At 68.6% G+C, this 23542-nt stretch carries 25 protein-coding genes, 1 tRNA gene and 1 pseudogene; 9 read left to right on the top strand and 18 right to left on the bottom strand.

Annotation, left to right across the window (positions count from 1 at the left end):
- Window positions 1–74 precede the first annotated feature (74 nt).
- A complete protein-coding gene (locus tag IFJ75_RS04025) occupies window positions 75–524 on the top strand; it encodes a peptidylprolyl isomerase (RefSeq protein ID WP_207931388.1) in 450 nt (149 codons plus the stop codon).
- 41 nt (window positions 525–565) lie between these two features.
- Here IFJ75_RS04025 and IFJ75_RS04020 read toward each other — a convergent pair whose 3' ends face one another.
- The 3 genes from IFJ75_RS04020 to IFJ75_RS04010 form a co-directional block, all read right to left on the bottom strand.
- The gene (locus IFJ75_RS04020) at window positions 566–1090 is read right to left on the bottom strand and encodes a hypothetical protein (protein WP_207931387.1); all 525 of its coding nucleotides are present in this window, start codon (window positions 1088–1090) and stop codon (window positions 566–568) included.
- An 8-nt stretch (window positions 1091–1098) separates the two neighbouring features.
- Window positions 1099–1719, bottom strand: a complete 621-nt coding sequence (locus tag IFJ75_RS04015) for a methyltransferase family protein (RefSeq protein ID WP_207931386.1) — start codon at window positions 1717–1719, stop codon at window positions 1099–1101.
- 81 nt (window positions 1720–1800) lie between these two features.
- A complete protein-coding gene (locus IFJ75_RS04010; protein WP_207931385.1) occupies window positions 1801–2751 on the bottom strand; it encodes a M20/M25/M40 family metallo-hydrolase in 951 nt (316 codons plus the stop codon).
- Window positions 2752–2884: 133 nt separating this feature from the next.
- Between IFJ75_RS04010 and ligA the strand changes: the two genes are divergently transcribed.
- Together ligA and IFJ75_RS04000 are read left to right on the top strand one after the other, a co-directional pair.
- Complete coding sequence (gene ligA, locus IFJ75_RS04005; RefSeq protein ID WP_207931384.1) at window positions 2885–5218, top strand: NAD-dependent DNA ligase LigA; 2334 nt, start codon at window positions 2885–2887, stop codon at window positions 5216–5218.
- Window positions 5219–5350: 132 nt separating this feature from the next.
- A complete protein-coding gene (locus IFJ75_RS04000; protein ID WP_207931383.1) occupies window positions 5351–5785 on the top strand; it encodes a DUF2147 domain-containing protein in 435 nt (144 codons plus the stop codon).
- 145 nt (window positions 5786–5930) lie between these two features.
- On the opposite strand, the gene IFJ75_RS03995 is transcribed toward IFJ75_RS04000, so the two are convergent.
- The 5 genes from IFJ75_RS03995 to IFJ75_RS03975 all read right to left on the bottom strand — a co-directional run bounded on the left by IFJ75_RS03995 (window position 5931) and on the right by IFJ75_RS03975 (window position 11464).
- A complete protein-coding gene (locus tag IFJ75_RS03995; protein ID WP_207931382.1) occupies window positions 5931–6920 on the bottom strand; it encodes an aldo/keto reductase in 990 nt (329 codons plus the stop codon).
- Window positions 6921–6982: 62 nt separating this feature from the next.
- Window positions 6983–8794 carry an aminopeptidase P family protein gene (locus IFJ75_RS03990; protein ID WP_207931381.1) on the bottom strand — a complete coding sequence of 604 codons (1812 nt, stop codon included), beginning with the start codon at window positions 8792–8794 and terminating at the stop codon, window positions 6983–6985.
- 31 nt (window positions 8795–8825) lie between these two features.
- Window positions 8826–9341: a hypothetical protein gene (locus tag IFJ75_RS03985; protein WP_207931380.1), complete on the bottom strand. Its 516-nt coding sequence runs from the start codon at window positions 9339–9341 to the stop codon at window positions 8826–8828.
- A gap of 29 nt (window positions 9342–9370) precedes the next feature.
- On the bottom strand, window positions 9371–10543 hold the full coding sequence (locus tag IFJ75_RS03980; RefSeq protein ID WP_207931379.1) for a DUF3667 domain-containing protein: 1173 nt from the start codon (window positions 10541–10543) through the stop codon (window positions 9371–9373).
- An 18-nt stretch (window positions 10544–10561) separates the two neighbouring features.
- The gene (locus IFJ75_RS03975) at window positions 10562–11464 is read right to left on the bottom strand and encodes an enoyl-CoA hydratase-related protein (RefSeq protein ID WP_207931378.1); all 903 of its coding nucleotides are present in this window, start codon (window positions 11462–11464) and stop codon (window positions 10562–10564) included.
- Between the two features lie 145 nt (window positions 11465–11609).
- Here IFJ75_RS03975 and IFJ75_RS03970 point away from each other — a divergent pair, with 145 nt between their 5' ends.
- A complete protein-coding gene (locus IFJ75_RS03970) occupies window positions 11610–12047 on the top strand; it encodes an HIT family protein (protein WP_207931377.1) in 438 nt (145 codons plus the stop codon).
- Between the two features lie 11 nt (window positions 12048–12058).
- Here the strand turns inward: IFJ75_RS03970 and IFJ75_RS03965 are convergent, their stop codons facing one another.
- The 4 genes from IFJ75_RS03965 to IFJ75_RS03950 form a co-directional block, all read right to left on the bottom strand.
- On the bottom strand, window positions 12059–12775 hold the full coding sequence (locus IFJ75_RS03965; RefSeq protein WP_207931376.1) for a CPBP family intramembrane glutamic endopeptidase, BDIM_20840 family: 717 nt from the start codon (window positions 12773–12775) through the stop codon (window positions 12059–12061).
- Window positions 12776–12881: 106 nt separating this feature from the next.
- Complete coding sequence (locus IFJ75_RS03960) at window positions 12882–13946, bottom strand: helix-turn-helix transcriptional regulator (protein WP_207931375.1); 1065 nt, start codon at window positions 13944–13946, stop codon at window positions 12882–12884.
- A 27-nt stretch (window positions 13947–13973) separates the two neighbouring features.
- The gene (locus IFJ75_RS03955) at window positions 13974–14273 is read right to left on the bottom strand and encodes a hypothetical protein (protein WP_207931374.1); all 300 of its coding nucleotides are present in this window, start codon (window positions 14271–14273) and stop codon (window positions 13974–13976) included.
- Between the two features lie 114 nt (window positions 14274–14387).
- The gene (locus IFJ75_RS03950; RefSeq protein ID WP_404822074.1) at window positions 14388–14780 is read right to left on the bottom strand and encodes a DMT family protein; all 393 of its coding nucleotides are present in this window, start codon (window positions 14778–14780) and stop codon (window positions 14388–14390) included.
- A 45-nt stretch (window positions 14781–14825) separates the two neighbouring features.
- On the opposite strand from IFJ75_RS03950, the gene IFJ75_RS03945 reads away from it, so the two are divergent.
- Window positions 14826–14901: transfer RNA gene (locus IFJ75_RS03945), tRNA-Thr, on the top strand.
- A gap of 18 nt (window positions 14902–14919) precedes the next feature.
- On the opposite strand, the gene IFJ75_RS03940 is transcribed toward IFJ75_RS03945, so the two are convergent.
- Window positions 14920–15369, bottom strand: a complete 450-nt coding sequence (locus tag IFJ75_RS03940; protein WP_207931373.1) for an RND family efflux transporter — start codon at window positions 15367–15369, stop codon at window positions 14920–14922.
- 135 nt (window positions 15370–15504) lie between these two features.
- Complete coding sequence (locus tag IFJ75_RS03935) at window positions 15505–15789, bottom strand: sensor histidine kinase (protein ID WP_263973016.1); 285 nt, start codon at window positions 15787–15789, stop codon at window positions 15505–15507.
- Here IFJ75_RS03935 and IFJ75_RS03930 point away from each other — a divergent pair.
- Window positions 15784–16095, top strand: coding sequence for a hypothetical protein (locus IFJ75_RS03930; RefSeq protein ID WP_207931371.1), 312 nt, complete (start codon window positions 15784–15786; stop codon window positions 16093–16095). The genes IFJ75_RS03935 and IFJ75_RS03930 overlap by 6 nt on opposite strands.
- A gap of 256 nt (window positions 16096–16351) precedes the next feature.
- Here the strand turns inward: IFJ75_RS03930 and IFJ75_RS03925 are convergent.
- Window positions 16352–16663 (bottom strand): annotated as a pseudogene (locus IFJ75_RS03925) (response regulator); the annotation flags it as partial.
- 140 nt (window positions 16664–16803) lie between these two features.
- The gene (locus IFJ75_RS03920; protein ID WP_207931370.1) at window positions 16804–19077 is read right to left on the bottom strand and encodes a TonB-dependent receptor; all 2274 of its coding nucleotides are present in this window, start codon (window positions 19075–19077) and stop codon (window positions 16804–16806) included.
- A gap of 379 nt (window positions 19078–19456) precedes the next feature.
- Between IFJ75_RS03920 and IFJ75_RS03915 the strand changes: the two genes are divergently transcribed.
- Window positions 19457–19840, top strand: a complete 384-nt coding sequence (locus IFJ75_RS03915; protein WP_207931369.1) for a BlaI/MecI/CopY family transcriptional regulator — start codon at window positions 19457–19459, stop codon at window positions 19838–19840.
- Window positions 19837–21660, top strand: a complete 1824-nt coding sequence (locus IFJ75_RS03910) for a M56 family metallopeptidase (RefSeq protein WP_207931368.1) — start codon at window positions 19837–19839, stop codon at window positions 21658–21660. Before IFJ75_RS03915 ends, IFJ75_RS03910 begins: the two co-directional genes overlap by 4 nt.
- 12 nt (window positions 21661–21672) lie before the next feature.
- Here the strand turns inward: IFJ75_RS03910 and IFJ75_RS03905 are convergent, their stop codons facing one another.
- Entirely contained in the window at window positions 21673–21864 is a 192-nt protein-coding gene (locus tag IFJ75_RS03905; RefSeq protein WP_207931367.1) for a hypothetical protein, read from the bottom strand.
- Between the two features lie 251 nt (window positions 21865–22115).
- On the opposite strand from IFJ75_RS03905, the gene IFJ75_RS03900 reads away from it, so the two are divergent.
- Entirely contained in the window at window positions 22116–22748 is a 633-nt protein-coding gene (locus tag IFJ75_RS03900; RefSeq protein WP_207931366.1) for a TetR/AcrR family transcriptional regulator, read from the top strand.
- 9 nt (window positions 22749–22757) lie between these two features.
- Here IFJ75_RS03900 and IFJ75_RS03895 read toward each other — a convergent pair whose 3' ends face one another.
- Entirely contained in the window at window positions 22758–23513 is a 756-nt protein-coding gene (locus IFJ75_RS03895; protein WP_207871427.1) for a prepilin peptidase, read from the bottom strand.
- Window positions 23514–23542: the final 29 nt, after the last annotated feature.

Genomic DNA, 23542 nt, shown 5'->3' with positions numbered 1-23542 from the left:
AGCCCCGACGGACTTCCCGGGCTATGACCCCCGACCGGAATAGAAGAACCGGACCAGAATAAAGGAGCGCGCCCATGGCCGACGAAACCCTGACCCTTTCCCTCGACACCGGCGATGTCGTCATCAAGCTTCGGCCTGATCTGGCCCCCGGCCACGTCGCCCGCATCACCGAACTGGCCAAGGAAGGCTTCTACGACGGCGTCGTCTTCCACCGCGTGATCCCGGGCTTCATGGCCCAGGGCGGCGACCCGACCGGCACCGGCACCTCGGGCTCCAAGAAGCCGAACCTGAAGCAGGAGTTCTCCTCCGAGCCCCACGTTCGCGGCGTCTGCTCCATGGCCCGCACCTCGGACCCGAACAGCGCCAACTCGCAGTTCTTCATCTGCTTCGACGACGCCACCTTCCTGGATCGCCAGTACACGGTCTGGGGTCAGGTGATCGAAGGCATGGAAAACGTCGACGCCCTGCCCAAGGGCGAGCCGCCGCGCGAGCCGGGCAAAATCCTCAAGGCCACCGTGGCCTGAAACTGAAAAGGGCGGGTCGCAGGACCCGCCCTTTTTTTGATTCAGTCCCCGCCGTACCAGCGGAATTTCTGATTGCCGAAGGCCGAACCTCCGGCGCGGACCGTGCCGGTCAGGACCGGCGCCTCTTCCCCCAGATTGCGGCGGGCCGTGGCCAGGGCGCCCTGATCCAGCGTTCCGTTGAAGGCGACATTGCCCAGAACCGGATCGGTCCCCTCGAAGCGCACCCGGCCGTCGGTGACCTCATAGGTCTTCGGCAGAACGCGAATGGTCTCGGCGCCCTCCTTCTCGAACTCGATCATGACGGGGGCGAAGGTCGCAGACTTCGATGCGCCCTCCCAGGCCGCGAAGTCGGCGGACTGGCCCAGAAACAGGGCCTTGACCCGATAGCCGTCGATCGAAATCGGGGCGGCGGGAATGTAGTAGCCCGACAGGTCGCCGCTGATCTCATGCTTGAAGGTCGTCGCGGCCGGGACCGGGGCAGGCCCCTTCGCCGCCGGGGCGGGCTTGAAGTCGTCGCAGGCGGCGAGCGCCAGCGCCGTCAGCAGGATCGCGCCGGAACGCTTCATCAGGTCCCTCACGGCAGATGCAGCAGCGGGGCCAGCCAGCCGATGTCCTGCAGATGCTCGATCCCCTCGAAGATCGGGATCGCCAGCAGGAAGACCAGGCCGTCGCGCAGGGTCGTCAGGAAGAATTGCGGCCGCACTTCGAGCGACGGATTGTCCCACCAGCGCGAGAAGTCCGGCCCGTTGCGCGGCACCCGGCGCATATAGTCGGCATAGGGGGCGCCGAACGCGTTCAGCAGCCAGGCTTCCTCCCGCCGGACGGTGAAGTGGAACACCACCACCGAGATCAGGGTGAACAGCAGGGCCAGGACCAGGCTGCCGGTCTGGGCGCCGATGCCGAATGCCGCGAGGTGGCTGAAGAGGTAGAGGGGGTTGCGGCTGACCGAATAGGGGCCGGTGTCGACGATCTCTGCCTTCTTGCGCCCGCCGATATAGAGCGAGCACCAGGCGCGCCCCACGATGGCCACGACGATCGCGCCCAGACCGATGCTTTCCAGACCTTCATGGAAGACCCCGTCGCCCCACTCGGTGACCGTCACCATCGACAGCCCCACCGCGGCAAGAAGACAGCCTCCGATGGCCCACTTCCGCAGCCGCTGGATATGCTGAAGATCGAATCCCGTAACCGTCATCCCCCGTTCCTCCCTGTTTTTTCGAGGTGAACGCCTGTGACCGCCCGGACGCAAGCGCCAATGTCCGGTTACAGTCGAAAGTCAGCGATCCAGCGAGCGGTCCAGGGCCCGGAAGGCGGCGATGGCCAGTTCGGTCGAGGAGATGAAGGCCGAGGGAGTGATCTTGTCGAAATCGTCCGACGGGCGGTGATAGTCGGGGTGGTCGACGACGCCCATATAGATGAAGGGCAGGCCCGCCTTGAAGAATGGGCCGTGGTCCGAGGCGTCGGTCCAGTTGTCCGAGCCTGTGTCCTGCGGCGTGTCGTGGCCGAAGGCGAGCGAGATCGCGCCACTGGGGGCGACGGCATCGAGGATCGGGCGGAAGGTCGGGTTCTGATAGGTCCCCGAAACCCACAGATGACCATCGGTCTCGGCCCGCGACGTCATGTCGAAATTGAGGTTCAGGGCGATGGACGACAGAGGGACCGGCGGCGCCTGTACGAAATGCTTCGCCCCGATCAGTCCCCGCTCCTCGCCGTCGAAGGCGACGATCAGGACGGAATGCTCGGGCGCCTGGGCCTTCAGCCGGCGCGCCAGCTCCAGCATGGTCGCCACGCCCGAGGCGTTGTCGTCGGCCCCGTTGTAGACCAGGCCGTTGGCGACCCCCACGTGATCATAGTGGGCGCTGACGACGATATAGCGATCCGTCGCCCGGGTTCCGGGGATCAGGCCGATGATGTTGGTCCCCTTGTAGCGCACCAGCCCGGAGCGGCTCGGAACCTCGGCCTCGAACGGCTGCAGCCGGCCGACCGGCGGCGCTTCAATGCCCATGGCCTCCAGCCGCGACACGATATAGGCCCGCGCCCGCTCGCCGCCCGGCGAGCCGGTGTCACGTCCCTCCATGTCATCGGCCGACAGGATGCGGACGTCGTCCAGCAGCTGCTGAGCATTGGCCGGGACGGCGGGCGCCGGGGCCGGGGCGGGTGTCGGCGTCGTGGTCTGACAGCTCGCCAGCAGGGCGGCGGCGGCAAGGACGACAAGGCGACGCGACATGGCAGACTCCGAAGGACCGGCCCGCCCCTAGCGAGCGTCGGCAGGCCGGTCAGCATACGGTTCTGTCATGAGCCGCAAAAAACCGGTCGGCGGGAGTCCAATCCCCTCCCCTGCGGGTGGTATGAAACCCGCGATGGCCCAGACGAATCCGAACGCATCCTTTCCGGTCGATGACCTGACCGAAGACCAGGCCGCCGCCGAACTGGCCCGGCTGGCCGTGACCATGGCCCGAGCCGACTTCCTGTACAACGAGGCCAATCCCGAGCTGACGGACGCCGAATACGACGACCTCAAGGCCCGCAACCTGGCCATCGAGACCCGCTTCCCGGCCCTGATCCGCGCGGATTCACCGTCGCGGAAAGTGGGCTCGCCCGCCTCCAGCCAGTTCTCCGAAGTCCGCCACGGCGTGCCCATGCTGTCGCTGGACAACGCCTTCGACGAGGGCGACGTCGTCGACTTCGTGGCCCGCATCCAGCGCTTCCTGAAGCTGCCTCACGCAGATCCCGTGGCCTTCGTCGCCGAGCCCAAGATCGACGGCCTGTCCGCCAATATCCGCTATGAGAAGGGCGTGCTGGTCCAGGGCGCGACGCGCGGCGACGGCCGTACGGGCGAGGACATCACCGCCAATCTGAAGACCATTTCCGACATTCCGGTGAAGCTCGCAGGCTCCGGCTGGCCCGACCTGATCGAGGTGCGCGGCGAGGTCTATGCCCCCAACGAAGGTTTCACCGCCTTCAACACCGCCGCCGAAGCCGAGGGCAGGCGCACCTATGCCAACCCCCGCAATTTCGCCGCCGGATCGCTGCGCCAGATCGACCCCAAGGTGACGGCGGCCCGCCCCCTCGCCTTCTTCGCCTATGCCTGGGGCGAGACCTCGGCGCCGTTCGCGGAGACGCAAGACGAAGCCTTGGCGGCGCTCAAGTCCTGGGGCTTCAAGGTCAATCCGCGCTCGGTCCGGATCGAGGGCGTCGACGGGCTGATGGAGGTCTATCGCGGGCTGGAGACCGACCGCGCGGGCCTCGGCTATGACATCGACGGCGTGGTCTACAAGGTCGACCGGCTGGACTGGCAGGAGCGGCTGGGCTTCGTCTCGCGCAGCCCGCGCTGGGCCATCGCCCACAAATTCCCGGCCCAACAGGCCACGACGGTGCTCCGGGGCATCGACATCCAGGTCGGCCGAACCGGCTCCCTGACCCCGGTGGCGCGGCTCGAACCCGTGACCGTCGGCGGCGTGGTCGTCAGTAACGCCACCCTGCACAATGAGGACGAGATCGCCCGCAAGGACGTCCGCATCGGCGACACCGTCGTCCTGCAGCGCGCCGGCGACGTCATCCCCCAGATCGTTGAGGTGGTGCTGGATCGCCGCCCCGCCGACGCCGAAGCCTATGTCTTCCCGACCCACTGCCCGGTCTGCGGATCGGAGGCGGTGCGGCCCGAGGGCGAGGTGCGCCGCCGCTGCACCGGCGGCCTGGTCTGCAACGCCCAGCTGGTCGAACGGCTCAAGCATTTCGTCTCGCGCCGCGCCTTCGACATCGAGGGTCTGGGCGAGAAACAGCTGATCGCCTTCCATGAGCGCGGCTGGATCCATGAGCCCGCCGACATCTTCCGCCTGGCTCGCGACAAGGAGAAGCTGGACCTGTTGCGCGCCGAGGACGGCTATGGCGACACCAGCGTCAAGAACCTGGTTGCGGGCATCGACGCGCGGCGGGTGATCGCCCTGGAGCGGCTGATCTTCGGCCTGGGCATCCGCGACATCGGCGACCAGACCTCCCTGCTGCTGGCCCGGCATTTCGGAAGTTGGGATGCGTTCTACGCCGCGGGGCTGGAGGCCGCCGCCGGCATTCCGTCGCCCGACTGGACCCGGCTGGCCGAGGGCCATGGGGTTTCGCAGCGGACCCTGTCGGTGATGGCGGCGGCCGAACTGTCGCCCGCCGATCCCTGGCCCGAGGCGCCGGTCGACCAGAAGCTGGCCTTGGCCTTCCCCGGCGTCGCCACCCCCGCCCGCCGCGCGCTGGCCGAACTGGCGCCCGACTGGTCCGCCGTGCTGGAACTGGCCCGGATCGCGCGCGAGGACGGCCCGTCCGAGACACTCGGCCAGATCGCCGGGATCGCCGGCGTCGGCCCCGTCGCCGCCCGCGCCGTCGCCGAGTTCTTCCACGAGGCCCACAACCGCACGGTCGTCGATGCCCTCATCAACGAACTGACCGGGGTCGTCGACGCCGAAAAGCCGAAGACCGACAGCCCCGTCGCCGGCAAGACCGTCGTCTTCACCGGTTCGCTGGAGAAGTTCACCCGTGACGAGGCCAAGGCCCGCGCCGAAAGCCTCGGCGCCAAGGTCAGCGGATCGGTGTCCAAGAAGACCGACTATGTCGTCGCCGGCCCGGGCGCGGGCTCCAAGCTGAAAGACGCGGAAAAGCACGGGGTTAGCGTCCTGAGCGAGGACGACTGGCTGGCGCTGATCGGTTAGAAACTTGACCTAAGGTCCGGTTTTTTATCGACAATCAAGGAACCGTGATCGGCGGATCAGCCTTGTTTAGAACGGAAACGCGGGTCAGTCTGACCTCAACGGGCCGACACGGTCCGAACCAGGGAAACGATCATGAAAGCCACCCTTTTCGCCGCCGCCGCCCTCTCGGTCGCCGCCCTCGCCGCCTCCGCGGTCGCCGCCCCGCCTCCCGGCGATCCGACCGGCCTGTGGCAGACCCCGACCAACGGCGGTCAGGTGCGCATCAGCCGCTGCGGCCAGGCCCTGTGCGGCGTGCTGGTGACCTCGGACCACATCCGCGCCAATCCGGGCATGACCGACAGCCACAACCGCGATCAGGCCCAGCGCGCCCGTCCGCTGCGCAATCTGCAGATGCTGAGCGGCTTCACCGGCGGCCCGACCGAATGGCGCAACGGCTCGGTCTACAACCCCGATGACGGCGGCACCTATCGCGGCACCATCACCCTGACCAACCCGAACACCCTGCGCTTGCGCGGCTGTATCGTCGCGCCCCTGTGCAAGACGCAAACCTGGATGCGGGTTCAGTAGCAAACGAATCTCCTCCCCCTTCTGGGGGAGGGGGACCCCGACGGGGTGGAAGGGGGCCAGCCGCAGACACCGAGTCTGGATCAGCCCCCTCCGTCACGGCGCGAAGAGCGCCGCGCCACCTCCCCCGGCGGGGGAGGATTTCAGATCACCGATTCAACGCCGCCTGCCCCGCCGGCGCGTAGCGGTCGCCGGACGCCGAATCCTTCGGGAACACCGCCTCGATGGCGGCGAGGTCCTCGGACGTCAGGACCACATCGGCCGCCGCCGTATTGTCTTCCAGCGTCGCAATCCGCCGCGTGCCGGGGATCGGAACCAGATCCGACCCCTGCGCCAGCACCCAGGCCAGGGCCAGTTGCGCCGCCGTCAGACCCTTGGTCGCGGCCAAGGCCTTCACGGCGTCGACCAGATCGAGGTTCTTCTGGAAATTGTCGCCGAGGAAGCGCGGGTTGGAGCGGCGGAAGTCGTCGGGCGCCAGGTCGTCGATCGACTTGATCTCCCCGGACAGGAAGCCCCGGCCCAGCGGGCTGTAGGGCACGAAGCCGATGCCCAGCTCGCGCACCGTCGGCAGGATCTCCGCCTCGGGCTCGCGGCTCCACAGCGAGTATTCGGTCTGCAGCGCGGTGATCGGATGAGTGGCGTGGGCCTTGCGGATGGTCGCCGGCGCGGCCTCCGACAGGCCCAGGAAGCGGACCTTGCCCTCCTTGACCAGTTCGGCCATGGCCCCGACCGTCTCCTCGATTGGCGTGTCCGGATCGACCCGGTGCAGGTAGTAGAGGTCGACGTGGTCCATGTTCAGCCGCTTCAGGCTGCCCTCGATGGCGCGGCGGACATTGGCGGGCGAGCCGTCGATCTTGAGCGCCGTGCGGTCCTCGTTCCAGTTGATGCCGAACTTGGTGGCGACGAAGGCCTGGTCGCGCCTGCCCTCCAGCGCCTTGCCGACCTGCATCTCATTGGTGTGCGGGCCGTACATCTCGGCCGTGTCGAACAGGGTGACGCCGAGCTCGAGCGCGCGATGGATGACGGCCGTGGCCTGGGCCTCGTCCGACGGCTGTCCGTAAAAGGACGCCATCCCCATGCAGCCGAGACCGACGGCGCCGACCTCCGGGCCGGATTGTCCAAGCGTGCGGATCTTCATGGGGCGCTCCTTTTCGGTGAAGGCTTCAGGTCGTCACGACGCCGCCGAACCGCAAGGCTGGATCAGAGCGGCACCGCCTGAATTTTCAGCCACTCCAGCGCTTCACCATCCAGCAGCGGCCCGACCTTGGCCAGGGTCTCGGCGTGATAGGCGTCGACATAGGCGCGCTCGGCGTCGGTCAGCATCGACACGTCGATCAGGCGGCGGTCCAGCGGGGCGAAGGTCAGCTGTTCGAAGCCATGCATCGGCCGCTCGCCGCCCGGGATGGGCTCAGGCGCGGTGACGACCTGCAGGGTCTCGATACGGATGCCCCAGTGGCCCTCGCGGTAATAGCCGGGCTCGTTGGACAGGATCATGCCGGTCAGCAGCGGCTGGGTGTTCACCGCCTTGGCGATGCGTTGCGGCCCCTCGTGGACGCCGAGATAGCTGCCGACGCCGTGGCCGGTGCCGTGATCGTAGTCGAGGCCGGCCATCCACATCGGGGCGCGGGCGACGGCGTCCAGCTGGTGCCCCGTGGTGCCGACCGGGAAGCGAATCACCGCCATGGCGATATGGGCCTTGAGCACCAGGGTGAACATGCGGATCTGGTCCGCCGTCGGCTCGCCGATGGCCATGGTCCGGGTCACGTCGGTGGTGCCGTCCAGATACTGGCCGCCGCCGTCGACCAGCAGTAGGGAGCCCCTCTCGATGCGGCGGATCTTGTCGCCGACGGGCTTGTAGTGCGGCAGGGCGCCGTTGGGGCCCGCCCCGGCGATGGTGTCGAACGACAGGTCCTTGAGCGCGCCCGTGGCCTCGCGGAAGCCCTCCAGCACGCCCGCGATCTCACGCTCGTCCGGAAGCGTTTCCTGGGCCGTCGTGCCGACCCAGTGCAGGAAGCGGGTCAGGGCGGCGCCGTCGCGGATATGGGCCTGACGCGTGCCCTCGATCTCGACCGGGTTCTTGGCCGCGCGCGGCAGGGCGCAGGGGTCCATGGCGCGCACGATCGTCGCCCCCGCCCCTTCCAGCCGGTCGAAATACCAGGCCGAGGATTGCGCCGGGTCGATCAGCACCTTGCGGCCTGAAAGCTCGCCCAAGGCTTCGTCGAGATGGCCGGAGGGCTTGAGCGCGACGTCGTCGCCCAGCCAGCCGGGCAGTTCATTGGTCACCTTGGCCGGGTCGAGGAACAGCTGGGCCGAGCCGTCGGCGGCGACAATGGCCTGTCCCAGCGGCAGGGGCGAACGAATCACGTCGCCGCCGCGCACATTGAACAGCCAGGCGATGGAGGACGGGGCGGTCAGGACGGCGACGTCGGCGCCGGCGTCGGTGACGGCCCGGCCGATGCGGGCGCGCTTGGAGGCGCTGCTCTCGCCGGAATAGCGGTCCTCGTGCGGGACCACCGGCGCCTGGGGCTGGCCGGGACGGGCGTCGCCCCAGGCCTGGTCCAGCGGATTGACGTCGACGGGCTTCAGCTCCGCGCCCGCGCGGGCGGCGGCGCGGGTCAGGCCGGCCAGGGCGTCCGGGCTGTGCAGCCGGGCGTCATAGCCGATGACGGCGCCCTTGGGCGCGCCGGCCAGATAGGCGGGCACCCCGCCCTCGACGAGGTCGAGGATCTCGAACTGGCCCGGATCGACCTGGGCGCGGACCTGCACCGTATAGCGGCCGTCGGCGAAGACGGCGGCGCGGTCCTTGAGCACCACCGCGGCGCCCGCCGAGCCGGTGAAGCCGGTCAGCCAGGCCAGACGGTCGTTGGCCTCGGGCAGATATTCGTTCTGGTGCTCGTCCTCGTGCGGGACCAGCAGGCCGTCCAGGCCCTGCTCGGCCAGACGGGCGCGAACGAGCGGAAGGTGTTTGGCCCCGAAGGACGGATCGGTGGTTTCATCGAAGGACTGGCGCATGGCGCAGACCTAAGCCCGGAAACGCGTGGGCTCAAGTCGCTGAAACGTCCTGCGACGGCGACGCGGGGTCCAACGGCGTTTCCGGCGCGCTGTCAGGCGACCGGCGCCCTCTCAGCGCGAGGATCAGAGGCGTCAGGAACAGTCCGCCCACGAGGGCCAGGACACCGCCGATCACGCACATCATCGTCTGCGTGGACCCGCTTTCCGTCTCCTGAAATCCGGGTGCGCGAACCAAGGCGAAGGAGATGATGATATAGCCCACCCCGGCCAGCGCCAGCACCAGTCCCACCACCGCCAGGACGGCTCGCGGCAGAAACACCAGCAGCAGACGACGCGCCGGGGGCCGCCCGCCGGTGACGTAGGTCCGCCGATACAGCCACAGACGCCAGACGATGACCGCCGCCGCAGCCGTGAAGGCCGCCACGACGGCCCACCGCGAAGGCGCCCGCGGCATGGCGACCGCGCCGGCGATGGTCAGCAGGCACAGTACCAGACCGATCCCGTAGACCGTGACAAGCGACGATCGAAACAGCTGGCTCCGCGCCAACCTCCGACCGAGCTTCTGACCCGGATTGATCAATGTCCCGCCATCTCGTTGAAGGCGAGATAGAGCCACAACAGCGCCAGGGTGCTGAAGGTGAAGGTGGTCATGACGAACAGGGCCGTCATCCGGCAGACGGTGCCGAAGGCGCTGCGCTCATAGGCCCCCTTCATGTGCAGATACAGATGCACCGGCATGATCAGGATCAGCCACCAGGCCCAGCCGCCGATCAGCATCGACAGCAGCAGGATGACCGTCACCAGCAGCATCTGGAACGACAGGGAATGCATCGAGAAGACCAGATGGTCGAAGACGAAGAAGCGCCGGTTGAAGATGAACAGCAGGCTCAGCATCAGGGCCGAGACCGGCAGGGCCAAGATGGCCACGCGGTGCAGCCAGATCTCCATGATCAGGGAGAAGCGCTTGGGGTCCTCGCGGATCGCGTCGATGCGCACCTCGGCCCAGTGTTTGAACGCCTTCATCCGGGCGCTGTCGTTCGGGCTTGTGTCGATCATATGCCCGTCGGCGGCGGCCTCGGCCGTCTTCTGGTCGGCGACCGCCTGACCGAATTTGGCCCAGTCGCCATTCACGGCCATCAGCGCCGTCCGCTTCTCGGCGGCGGTCATGGTCGGATCCATGGCGATCTCGGCCCGCGCCTCATCGAGCGCGGCCCGGGTATGGGGCGTGTTCGGCAGGGGCAGCAGGCCCGTCGGCTTGTTCTGGGTCGGCTCCGTCGCCGCCTCGCCGGCTCCGTGATCCCCGCCCGGGGTGTTCACATGAACGGCGCTGTTGGTCGTCCCGTGAGCGCCCTCCTCCGCGCCATGCTCGGTCTTCTTCTGCGCCAGATGGCTGACGAACAGCACGACCAGAAGGATGACCAGGAACATGCGGAACGGCTGGACCTGCGAGGCCCGCTTGCCGTCCAGGAAGTCGCGGGTCAGCTTTCCGGGCCGACGCAGCAGATTGGGCAGGGTGCTGAACAGCTTGCCGTCGAGGTGCAGCAGGCTTTCCACCGCCTCGACCAGCAGGTGCCAGGAGTTGCGGTGGAAATCCTCGGCCAGTTGGCCGCAGGTATGGCAATAGGTCCCCTGCAGCGGCGTTTCGCAGTTGGCGCAGGGCGTGCCGACCGGAATGTCCGCATGTTTGCGCTTCCAGCGCAGCCAGCCGCCCGCCGAATCCAGCGCCGCCGCCTCAAGTTCCGCTGACATGACGCCCCCGTCTAGAATCTACACAGCCCAGACGGGTTTACGTTTTTCGAGGAAGGCGCGCACCCCCTCCTGCCCTTCTTCTGAAACACGAGCGCGTGCGATGCGCTTGGCCGTGTCTTCCATGAGACTGTTGTCCAGCTTGTGGGCGGCCACATGGTGCACCAGGGCCTTGGCGTCGCCCATGGCGCGGGGCGCGCTGCCCGCCAGGCTCTCGGTCAGCATGCTGACGAAGGCGTCGATCGAAGCCGTGTCCGGCAGGACCATGTCGATCAACCCCAGATGGGCGGCATAGTCGGCGTCGAAGGTGTTCCCGGTCAGGAACAGGGCCCGGGCCCGGCGCGCGCCGACCGCTTCGACCACATAGGGGGCGATGGTCGCGGGGATCAGGCCCAGCTTGACCTCGGAGAAGGCGAATTTGGCGCCGTCCACGCCGACGGCCATGTCGCAGGCGGCGACGATGCCCGCCCCGCCGCCCATGGCCGCGCCCTCGACGACGGCGACCGTCAGGGCCGGGACGTCGTGCAGGGCCTTCAGCATCTTCGCCAGCCCCATGGCGTCGTCGCGATTGTCGCTCTCGGACCAGTCGGCGGCAGAGCGCATCCACGACAGGTCGGCGCCCGCGCTGAACGTCCCGCCGGCGCCCCGGATGAAGACCACTCGCACCGTGTCGGCCCCGTGCAGGGTCAGGAAGGCCTCGTGCAGGGCGGCGATGGTCTCGGCGTTGAAGGCGTTCTTCTTCGCCGGCCGGTTGATGGTGACGAAGACCACCCCGTCCGTGGTCGACTCGATCAGGACCAGATCGGTGTTCGCATCGGGCGCCGGGTCGATGACCAGGGGCTGGGCGATGGGGTTGGCGTCGGCGGCGGCATTGGCCGCATCGCTGGCGTTGAGGTCGGTCTGGGGGGAGTTGGCGTCAGTCATCGGGGGTCCTCGTTCTCCCGGTCTGAACGCCCGGGCGCGGCTTTGGTCCGCCTTAGGCCGAAAGAAGACGACGGCAAAGCTCCTCAGGCGCCGCACCGGTCTGCTATCACGGGGCGGCACACAGAATCCGCCGACGGAGACGACCATGAGCCTGACGGGCGCCTATGACCCCGAGAACATCTTCTCCAAGATCCTGTCGGGCGGCATTCCCTCGGTGAAGGTGTGGGAGGACGAAGACGTCCTCGCCTTCATGGACGTCTTCCCCCAGTCGGAGGGTCATGTGCTGGTGATCTCGAAGACCTCCCGGGCGCGCAATCTGCTGGAGGTCGAACCCGAGGTGCTGGCCAAACTGACCGCCGCCGTCCAGCGCACGGCCAAGGCCGTGACCAAGGCCCTGGAGCCCGAAGGCTTCTCCATCATGCAGTTCAACGGCGAGGCGGGCGGCCAGACCGTCTACCACCTGCATTTCCACATCATCCCCCGCTGGTCCGACCGCCAACTCAAGGGCCACGGCCATGCGCCGATGGCCGACGCGGCCGTGCTGCGGGGGCTGGCGGACCGGATCGCGGCGGCGCTGGACTGAGGCCTGCGCGCTCAGACCAGCAGCATGATCGCATTGCCGAAATTGTGCATCAGCACCGGCAGCAGCAGGCTGCGCGTCTTCAGCACCAGCCAGACCCCGATCAGGGACGGCAGGCTGGTCAGGGCCATGGTCATCGGGTCGAACGAGAAGGCGCCGTCCGAGAAGCCGAAGGCGTGGGCCAGTCCGAACAGGGCGCAGGACAGCAGCGCGCCCAGACTCCAGTCGACGCCGAGCAGTCTCAGCCGCCCCGAGAAGGCCTGACCCAACGCCACGAGCAGGACGCCGCGATAGAACGGTTCCTCCTCAAGCCCCGGCATGGTCAGCTGGAAGGCGATCGCCTCCTTCGAGGCGCTCTCGTTCGGGAAGATCAGCGCCATCACCAGAAACAGACCCGCATAGGCCGCCGTCACGGGCAGGGCCGTCTTCCAGCTTCCGGGCGCCTGCGTCAGGGTCAGGCCCGACCGCTTCCACCCGAGCATCGGCAGGGCGGCGACCGCGAGGGTGACCGCCAGCGCCATCAGCTTGCCCTGCCAGTTCCAGTTGCTGTGCGGAATTACATCCGGGATCAGGCCCCAGACCCGGGTCAGCATGGCGTCGTTGACGAACACCAGCCCCGCCGCCGACAGCAGCCAGAGCCATGAGATCCTGCCCGGCAGCAGCAGGCCGAAACCGCCGCCCACGACGAGCAGAAGGGCGACCACGCCCAGAATACCGATAAAGCCGTCCACGCCGTTCACTCCACTGGCTGCGAGAGCGCGACGGATAGGATGGTCGGCAGCGACCGGCTTCTCAGAACCCGGCGAACCGCATCTCAAAACCTTGTGACGGTCAGATTCAGGCGGCGGGCGCCGTCCGGCCGGCTTCCGCATCGGAGGTCGAGAGCCGCGCCGACCGCCAGGCGCCGGGGCTGGCGCCCTCCACCTGCTGGAACACCCGGTTGAACGACGGCAGGGAGGCGAAGCCGCTGTCCATGGCGATGACGATCAGCTTCTCGTCGCGCCGCGCCGGATCGGCCAGCAACCGCCGCGCCTCTGCCATGCGGGCGGCGTTCAGGAAGGTGCGGAAGTGGTCATGGCCCAGCCGGTCGAGGATCAGCCGCCGCACCGCCCGCTCCGAGGCGCTCATCATGCGCACGAAGGCCGCAAGGTCGAGGTGGGGATCGAGCCAGACCTTGTCGACCTCCATCAGACGCCGCAGCCGGGCCTCCAGCGCGGTCGCTTCGGGATCGGAAGCGGTCGGCGCCCGGACGACGGCAGGCGACGCGGCCACACGGTCTCCTCCGAGAGCCAGAAGCCACCCCGTGAAGGCCAGCACCGCCGCGTTCTGGGCGATGGAGAAGAGCTGCGGCTGCCAGTCCAGACCGAAGGCCAGGTCGGCGCCCATGTCGGCCAGAAGCTGGGCGGCGGGCAGGATCGCGACCCACAGGCGCGAGCGGCGGCGGCTGTCGATCAGATCGCCCTCGCGGTCGCGGACCAACCGCCAGGCCAGATACGCCATCATCCCCAGCCCCATGGCGATCAGGACCCACGACAGGCCGCGCTGGGCGATCGCCTCGCCGAAGACGCCGCGGTCGGCGCAGGCCACGACCATCCACATCAGGCCGACGATCAGCACGGCGCCGCGCGGCCGGAAGGTCCAGTCGAACACCGACAGGCAGAACCACCAGAGGAAGGCGACCGTCAGACCGCTGAGCAGCACTGCCAGATGGCCGATGGGACCGCCCAGCTGCAACGCCGACACCGGCGTATTGCCCGCCAGAAACCCGCACAGACACAGGGCCAGCGGCGCGAACCAGCGATCATCAGACCTGTCCCCTCGCCGCCACTTGCCGATCGCGGCGACCACCAGAAGAGTCGCCCCGGCGATACGGATGATGACATCGAGCTGATCCAGCGGCATGGCTGGAGCCTATAGCCCGGCGTGGGTTCAGAAAATCCCCACCGCCCCCTGGGCCCAGACGAACAGGACGACGGCCAGGATCGCCAGCCCCAGGGCCAGCCGCAGCTGAAGCCCGCGCGCCCGCCAGAAGACCAGTTCGAAGGCCAGACCCGCGCTGATCAGAAGGGCGCCGGCGACGAGGAAGTCGAAGGTCGACCAGTTCACCTCGTGGATGAAGCGCATGGCGACCGCCGGGATCGCCAGCAGCACCGCGATCAGGCTCCAGCCGATCACCCGCACCGGGTTGAGGAAGGGCTTGCCGGAAGCCTGCGAGGAAATGTGGGTCATGGGGTTCGTCCGTGTGCTCGTGTCCCCTCCCCTATGCCGCGCCACAGCCGGAAAGGCATGTGGAGGTTCGGAGGATTTTCCCTGCACTGAAAATCCTTACGCCCCGCCCCCGTCCTAGAACGGCCCCCGGAAGATGAACCAGGCCCCGCCGAAGATCATGGCGAAGCCGACCGCATGGTTCATCGTCAGCTTCTCGCCCAGCACCGTCACCGAGAAGACGGCGAAGACCAGAAGGGTGATCACCTCCTGCATCGTCTTCAGCTCGGCCGCCGAATAGACCGTGTGGCCGATGCGGTTGGCGGGCACGGCCAGGCAGTATTCGAAGAAGGCGATGGCCCAGCTGACACCGACCACGATCCACAGCGGTTTGGAGCCGAACTTCAGGTGGCCGTACCAAGCGAAGGTCATGAAGACGTTCGACGCCACCAGCATCAGAATCGGGGCGAGATAGGGAAACGACAGCCGCATGGCGCCAATCTGCTTGCCCGCGACGCTTTCCGCCAGCATAACCCGCGCCGGACGCGGCCCGACCGCCTCCTCCTTCGCTGAAGGGCCGGCTTAGCTCAGTTGGTAGAGCGCCAGTTTTGTAAACTGGATGTCGCGGGTTCGATTCCTGCAGCCGGCACCAGCCGCCCTCTCCGCAGACCTAGGCCGGGCGTTCGGTGACGCGGGCGGCGGCGCTGACGATGGCCTGGTAGTCCGGGTCGGCGCGCTCGGCGCCCAGGACGTCGCAGGACGGATAGCGGCTGAGGATCTGGTTGAGCACATAGCGATGGCCCTGCATGGCCCGATCCCAGTCGGCGGCGGCGCGGTCGACCTCCGCCTGTTTGATCGCGCCGCGCGCGGCCATGGACTTGAGCTCCACGAGATCGAGTTCGCGGTCATGCGGCAGGGTCCGAACGGCGCGGAAGGCGCCGACGGCGAGGACGGCCAGCCGCTCGCGCGCGTCGTTCAGGCGGGCCCGGACCTGGGGCTCCGAGACGGCGCCCGGATCGTTCAGCCCGGCGGCCAGCTCAGCGTAGCACTGGTCGGAGACCGGAACGGCCACGCCGGCGGCAGCCGACTGAAGCGTCCATGCCATAAGGATGGCGATCATCGGTATCGGCGCCAGTCGGGTCGGAGGGGATCGCGGAGCCTGCCCGGGGGGCCTCGCGATGAAAGCGTGACAATGCGCCGGATTTTTACAATCGCAAGAGACGTTGCGGCCGGGGTCGTCCCGCTGGTGGAACGCTCAGTCGCCGGCGCCGCTGACGATGGGGATGTCGATCTCGAAAATCGAGCCGCCGCGCGGGCGGGTGCGGTGAAGGGCGCGGCCCCCGTGCGCCTCGGCGATGGCGCGGACGACCGCCAGGCCCAGACCGGTTCCCGAGGCCGCGCGCCCGTGCCGCTGGAAGGGATTGAAGGCCCGCCCCTCGAAACCTGGCGGCAGGCCGGGCCCCGCGTCCATCACCTGAAGGACGGCCCGATCGCCCTCTTGGCGGACCCCGATGGTCAGGGCGCCCGGCGTGGCGTGCACCCGGGCGTTCTCGATCAGCACAAGAGTGGCCTGACGCAGCCGAACCGGGTCGCAAACGGTCAGGACCCGGTCCAGCCGCCAGCGCGGCCGGAACCCCGCCTCGATCAGCCCCGGCTCGGCGACGCCGCGCAGCTCGCCGACGACCTCGGCCAGATCGACCAGCTCCTGCAGCAGGGACAGCCGCCGGCTGTCGGCCAGGCTGACGATGCGCAGGTCCTCGACCAGCCGGGCCAGGCCGTCGACCTGGCGCAGCAGGCTGGTCAGGTGGCCTCATCCATCTCGAACACCCCGTCCCAGACACCCTGAGCCTGCCTTTCAGGATGGTGACGGGGGTCCTGAGTTCATGGGCGATGGAGCCGTTCCAGGTGATCATGTCCTCGGCCTGGGTCTGCATCCGGGCCGCCATGGTGTTGAAGTCGTCGACCAGGACGGCGGTCTCGCCCAGCGACCGGTCGCCGACCGCGGCCCGGGCCGAAAGGTCGCCCTCGGTGATCTTGCGCGCAGCCTCAAAGGCCTGCAGCTTGTCGATGTCCTGATCCAGGGCGGTGATCATGACCACGGGGGTGTCGCCCCGGCGGCGCAGTTCGCCCAGCACGTCCCAGCCGTCCCGCTTGGGCATGCGGACGTCCAGCAGGACCAGGTCGGGCTTCAGGGCGGCGTGCAGGTCGGCGGCCACCTCCCCGTCGGCGGCGCAGACCGTGCGGAAGCCCTCGCGACGCAGATAGGCGTCCAGGATCTCGGCGATCTCGACTTCGTCTTCGGGATCAGGATCAGGGCGGGCATGGGATCTCCTCAGGCCCCGCCCATCGCGCGCGCGCGTTCCGGCGTCCAGCGAAAGGATGATTCGTCCATCGAAACGCCCGTAAACCTCCACACAATATCCAATAATGATCAGAAAATTCGCGATGCAGCCATCACGCGATCGCGACCAAAACGGCAAACCCCTCCGCCGCTGGAGCGACGGAGGGGCGGGAGATCGAGGAGAGGCGGACCTGGGGGCCGCCCTGCCCGGTCCTAGTATTTCGCCGTCAGCTGGATGCCGAATGTGCGCGGGGTGTTGAAGTTGCCGTAGTCGCCGATGGTGGCCCGGTTCGAGGGGTCACGACGGTAGACGTACTGCTCGTCCAGCAGGTTGCGCGACCAGACCGAGACTTCCAGCGAGGGCGCGCCGGGCGCCGTCTGGATGTCGGTGATGGCGACGCGGCCGTTCACGATCAGCGACTGGTCGTTGGTGATCGCGAACTGGTCGAAGCTCTGGGTGGCGTCGGCGTAGTTGACGTCCAGGTGAGCCTTGAAGGTCGCGCCCATCAACGGGGTGTCGAAGTCGGCGGCGACGCTGAAAGCGTTTTCCGGCGTATAGGCGATGAACACCTTCTGCAGGACGTTGTTGAACGGGTTCACCGTGTCCGGGATCTTGGCGTCGGTATAGGCGTAGGAGGCCGACAGACGCAGGTTCTCGGTGGCCTGGAACTGACCTTCCAGCTCGGCGCCGCGGATGGTCGTGGTGCCAGGGGCGTTGATCGTTTCCAGGGTGTTCCGGGTCGAGGCGCCGACGACGGTGACTAGGCTGAAGTCGATCTGGCTGTCCGTACGGTCCATCGCATAGACGGCGGCGTTCAGGCGCAGGCGGTTGTCGAGCAGGTCGCTCTTCACGCCGACTTCGTACGCCTTGACCTCTTCCGGATCGAACGAGCGGTAGGTCAGCGAGCGCGAGGAGGCGCCGCCGGCGCGGTAGCCGGTCGAGTATTTGGCGTAGACGTTGACCTGATCCGACACGTCATAGGCCAGGGTGACCATCGGGTCGAAACGGTCCACCGAGGAGTCGAACGTGAAGTTCGTCGCGGCGTTGTTGACCATGTACAGGATGCCGTCCTTGTCATCCCAGGTGTAGCGGCCGCCCACCGTCAGGTGCAGGGAGGCCATGCTGGCCGGGGTCCAGGTCGCCTGACCGTAGATGGCCTTGGATTCCGAATGGGCGGTCGAGGCGCGGTCGATCGAGCGGAAGCCTCGGATGGTCGGGGTCGGATCGTTGATCGTGTAGCCTGTGCCGTCGGCGTTCCAGCGGTTGGTCGACGGGGTCGCCGCGTCGTCCGAGACGGTTTCCTTGAAGTAGAACAGGCCGGCGACGTAGTCGATGCTGTCGCCCAGCGAACCGACTGCCTGGAGCTCCTGGCTGAACTGGTGCTGCCAGAAGCCGGCCAGGGAGTAGCGGCTGAAGTTGGTGTTCGGGCCGACGATCGGCGGACGGTGAGCGCCGGCGATGTTGTCGTACTGCTCGACGTCGACTTCACGGTAGGCGGTGATCGAGCGGATCTCGACGCTGTCGTTCGGGTGGTAGGACAGGTGCAGATCGGCGCCGCGGGTGTCGTCGACGCTGTACTGCTGCGGCACGCCGATGTCGGCGACGCGCATCACGCTGGTGCCGTTGACCTGGACGATCGGGGCCAGGGCGCGGATCGAGCCTGACGGAACGGTGGCCGAGGTGAACGGCACCACGGTCAGGTTGTTCGGGTTGAAGTTCAGCAGCTGGCTGTAGAACGGGGTGTTCTTGTCCTTGCCGATGTCGGCGGCCAGGTCGGCCGTGAAGTTGCTGGTCGGGGTCCAGCGCGTCTGGATGCGCAGGCCGCGGCGGTCATATTCGCCGAAGCCGGTCTGGCCCGGCAGCGGGTTCTTGGTGATCGGACCCTGGACCGAGATCACGCCGTCGACCTTGAAGGCGAAGTCGTTGAAGGCCGGGAAGTTGACGTGCAGTTCGGAGTTGTACGAGCCGTAGTTGCCGACGCCGGCGACCGCGCGCATGTCGAAGATGCCGGTCGGCTTGCGCGTCACCATCGAGAGCGCGCCGCCCTCGGTGTTGCGGCCGAACAGGGTGCCTTGCGGGCCCTTCAGGACTTCGACGCGTTCGATGTCGAGCAGGGCGGCGCCGAGGCCGTGCTGGCGGGCCAGATAGACGCCATCGACGTAGACGCCGACGCCCTGTTCACGGGCGGGCTGGTTGGCGTCGTTGGGCACGATGCCGCGGATGCCGATGGTCAGGGCCGACTGGCGGGCTTCGAAGGTTTGGACGCGCAGCGAGGGTACGGCGCCGTCGGCGAGGTCCATCAGGCTCTGCACGTGACGGTCGGCCAGCGCCTCGGAGTTGACCACCGAGATCGAGATCGGGGTGTCCTGCAGGTTGGTTTCGCGCTTCGTCGCGGTGACGACGATGTCGTCCAGGGCCGTCGATTGCTCTTCCGTGGCGGCGGGAGCGGTCTGGGCCTGGGCGAAGGCCGGAATAGCGGCAGCCATGATAGCGCTCCCCAGCAGAAGCCGGAGGCGCAGATGTTTTTGGCGGTTCATTATTGTCCCCTGAGTGAGGACGCCAAAACTAGGGCGGAATTGTTTTGGTCAGTTCACAGCTCAAAGACAGCAAAATGTATTCTGCGTGACGCGGAAATGTACTGCAGGTGACGCCTGCATGTCCCGATCATGTCGGTTTTGATACATGGCGGAGCCTCCCCCGCCCTCTGACCGCGCCGCTTCCCCGACGGCGCCCGTGCAGGGAAAGCGAGGTATATCCAGAACTTCGCCGACCCTACGGCGAGTTCATGTCGCCGCCTCAATCCCGACCCAATTCGCTACGCATGTAGCGCTACAAACGTAGCGTCGCGATGCGCGAGGAGTTGTCATGATCGAGTCCCTTCCCCGGCGGGAACGCGAGGTGTTTGAAACACTGTGTCGGCTGGAGTCGGGCGCGGTCGCCGATGTGCGCGACGCCCTGGCCGACCCGATCAGCGATTCCGCCGTCCGCACCCTGCTGGCGCGGCTGGAGACCAAGGGTCTCGTCGCCCGGACCCAGACCTCCGGCGGCGTCAGCTACCGCCCCGTCCCGCGCACCGACACGGTCGCCGCCGGCGCCCTGCAGAAGATGATCGACACCTTCTTCGCCGGTTCGGCGGCCAGCGCCGCTACGGCCCTGCTGGGTCTCGGCCAGCGGCTGACGCCCGAGGAGGCCGCCGCCCTCGAGCGCGCCATCGACGACGCCACCGAAAGGAAGGGAGGCCGCGAATGACCCTCGCCCTGTTCCTGTCCCTGCTGATCAAGTCCAGCCTCGTCGCCGGGGCCGGTCTGGCCGCCGCCCACTGGGTCGCGGGCCGGGCCGCCGATCGGGTCGACATCCTGCGCGCCACCGTCTGCGTCCTGCTGGCCCTGCCGGTGATCGCCGCCCTCATGCCGTCGCTGCAACTGGCCATCCTTCCGGCGTCCGCCGCGCCCGCCCCGTCCCCCTCCGCTCTCCCGGCGGCATTCTGGGCCGGAGACATCGGTCCGGTCGCGGGCGTCGAGGTGTCGGGCGCCCTGCCCGCGCCTTCGCCCGCTCAGATCGCAGGCCTGATCGCCGCCGTGATCTGGATCCTGGGCGTCCTGGCCGTCGCGGGCCGTTTCCTGCTGGGTCTGGCCACGCTCGACCGCTGGACCCGCGAGGGCCGCGCGGTCACCGCCCCGTCCTGGCTGACGCCCCTGGCCCGCCTGTCGCCCGCCCCGCGCCCGCGCCTGGTCAGCAGTGACCGCCTGTCCAGCCCACTCAGCTGGGGCGTCTCGCCGGGCGTGATCATCGTCGATCCGGCCAGTCTCGCCGCCGCCGAGACCGCCCCCGCCGTGCTCGCCCACGAGCTGGCGCATCTGAAGCGGCGCGACTGGGTCTTCCTGATCCTGTCGCGGCTGGCGCTGGCCCTGTTCTGGTTCAACCCCCTGGTCTGGCGGCTGCACGCCGTCCTCGCCGCCCGCTCGGAAGAAGCCGCCGACGCCGAAGCCCTGCGCACCGTCGACGCCCCGACCTATGCCCGCGCCCTCGTCCGGCTCGCGGCCTGCCCGCCCTCTCTCTCGCACGCCGCCACCCCCATGGCCGCGAACACCCGCACTCTCAAAAGAAGGATCGCCTGCATCATGAGCGCCTCGCCCAACCGCCGCCGCCCCCTGACCGTCGCCCTGACCGTCGCCGCCCTCGCCGCGGTCGCCACCCCGCTCGCCGCGCTCGAACTGCGCGAGCACGGCTTCGAAGCTCCGCCCCTGCCGCCCATCCCGGCCCTGCCCGCCATGAGCGCCGTCGTCGCGCCCCTCGCCCCGCTCGCGCCTCTGACCTCATGGTCGGATCAGGACGACGCCTTGCCCGCCCCGCCCGCGCCGCCGGCTCCTCCGGCGCCGCCCCCGGCTCCGGCTGCGTCCGACGAGTGGTCGATGAGCGCGCCTCCGGCCCCGCCGGCGCCGCCCGCCCCTGTGTCCATGCCCGCCCCGCCTGCTCCGCCGGTGCCCCCGCGCCGCCCCGGACGATCACCTACAGCTACGGCAACGGCTATTCGGTCACCCGCGAGGCCACGCCCGAGGAGCAACGCGCCGCCGCTGCGGCCCGCGCCCAGGCCGCCGAGGCTCGCCAACAGGCCAATGTCGCCCGTCAGGCCGCCGCCTCCGCCCGCGCCGAAGCCGCCCAGGCGCGGTCCCGAGCCATGGCCGACGCCCGCGCCAGCGCCGCGCCCCGGGCTGAGGCTCGCGTCCGCGCCGACGCCGCTCGCGTTCAGGCCGATCAGGCCCGGGCCCAAGCCGAGGTCGCCCGCCAACAGGCCACCCGCGCCCGCGCCGACGCCCGCGTCCAGATGGGCGCCGGCGCCCGCCAGATGCACAACGGCGCCGATCAGATGCGTGCAGAAGCCGCCCGCCTGCGCGATCCCGCCTATCGCGCCCGCCAGATCGCCGAGGCCCGCGAACAGGGCCGCACCGTCACCGACGAGCAGTTGCAGGAGCTGTCGCGCACCCTGCCCGGTCGGGCCGACGAACTGGAACGTCGTGCTGACGAGCTTCAGCGCCGGGCCGCCAATCCGGCCTGAGCGGCCGGCCTGAGACCAACCCGACCTAGGACTGGGACCGGTCGGTGATCGCGTTGCGGGCCTGGGTCTGGGCCAGGTCCTGGTTCGGCGCCAGGCCCGTGACGATCTTGCGGCCGTCCTCGTCGATCACCGTCCAGACCCAGGGCCCGACGCCGGGCGAACCCGCGTCCTCGGGCTGGATGGAATAGGACAGGGCGGTATCGACGGGCAGATCCATCGCTCAGCCTCTTTGGAGCGCAAACGGCGAGGTCGCCGCCGGAGACAGCGGGCACGATAGCGCCGGTCCGCACCCGTTACCAAGCCGTAAATATCTGGGACCGGTGTCAGCGCTGACGCAACCTCCCAGCGTGCCGCGCGTTGACGCGCCGCTTCAAATCTGGCGAAACGAATGGATGGTCCGGAAACGGCCCATTTCCTCCCCCTCGCTCGGACTGAGAGCGAACGCGCCCCGCCGGACGACACTTCCCCATGGCCCCGACCAACATCAACAAGCTCGGACACCGGATCGGCGCCCGCGGCGGCCGGACCCGAGCTTCCATCCTGTCCGCCACGCGCCGCCTGCTCGACAGCCGGCATCTGGGCGAGATCCGGGTCGCTGACGTCGCCGCCGAGGCCGGTCTGTCGCCGTCGAATTTCTACACCTATTTCAAGACTGTCGAAGAGCCGGTCCTGGCGCTGTGTGAGGATTGCGCCACCGACTTCCAGGTTCTGGCCCGCCATCTGGACGGCGACTGGTCGGGCGAACAGGCGTTCAACGCCGCCCGCGCCTATGTGGTCGACGTCCTCGCCTTCTGGCACGAGCACGGCCCGGTGCTGCGCATCGAACATATGCTGGCGGACAAGGGCGAGGCGGGCTTCATCGAGAGCCGGGTCAAGCGCCTGCGCCGTGTCCACCTCGCCTTCGAACGCCGCATCGCCCAAGCCCACGCCACCGGCTATCACGCCAAGGGGCTGGACCCGCGGCTGACGTCCTATCAGGTCGCCAACCTGGTCGAGGCCATGGCTGACGGCTTCGAGCTGCTCAAGCGCGGCGACACCCCGCCCGACGCCATCATCGACACCACGGGCCATATCGTCGTGAAGATCGTCACGGGACGCTGATCCGGGCCGCTAGAGCCCCAGCGGACCGTACAGCCAGGTCAGCCAGGCGCCGATGGCCAGGAAGGTTCCGAACGGCATCCGGTCCGCGCCCCGCACGGAATGCCGGAGCAGCAGCCGGGCCAGCACCAGGCTCAGTCCGACGACGCTGGCCCACAGCAGGACGCTGGGCAGGCCGGTCCAGCCGACCCAGGCGCCCGTGGCCCCGAACAGGATCGGATCGCCCCCGCCCAGGCCTTCACGCCCGCGCACCCGGCGATACAGCCAGGCCAGCAGCCAGAGCAGACCGAAACCGGCGACGGCGCCGACGATCTGGTTCCAGGGCAGCCCCCCCGCTAGAAGGCCCGAGGCGATCAGTCCCGTACCGATCAGCGGCATCGTCAGGACGTCGGGCAGCCAGAAATTCTCGGCGTCGATGATGGCGATCAGCAGCAGTTGCCAGCCCAGCAGGGCCGTCGCCCCGATCATCAGCCAGGACTGGCCGTTCAGCGCGCCCCAGACCCCGACGCCGCCCGCCGCGAGTTCGATCAGGATATATCGGCCCGAGATCCCCGCCCCGCACTGGCCGCAGCGGCCGCGCAGAATCAGCCAGCTGAACACGGGGACCATCTGCCAGGGCTTGAGCGGCTGGCGGCAGCTCATGCACCGCGACCGCCCCGCCACCACGTCCTCTTCCCGCGGCAGGCGCACGCTGACGGCCGCGAGGAAACTGCCGATGATCAGTCCGGCGAGACCCAGCAGAACGGCCGTGACGGCGGGTAGCGGCATGGACGAATCCGGCGCCGCGTCGCGCGCGG

The sequence above is a fragment of the Brevundimonas goettingensis genome, from assembly GCF_017487405.1.
Classification (GTDB): domain Bacteria; phylum Pseudomonadota; class Alphaproteobacteria; order Caulobacterales; family Caulobacteraceae; genus Brevundimonas; species Brevundimonas goettingensis.
The sequence above is the reverse complement of the archived record's forward strand: the minus strand, read 5'-3'. Positions and strand labels throughout refer to the sequence as shown.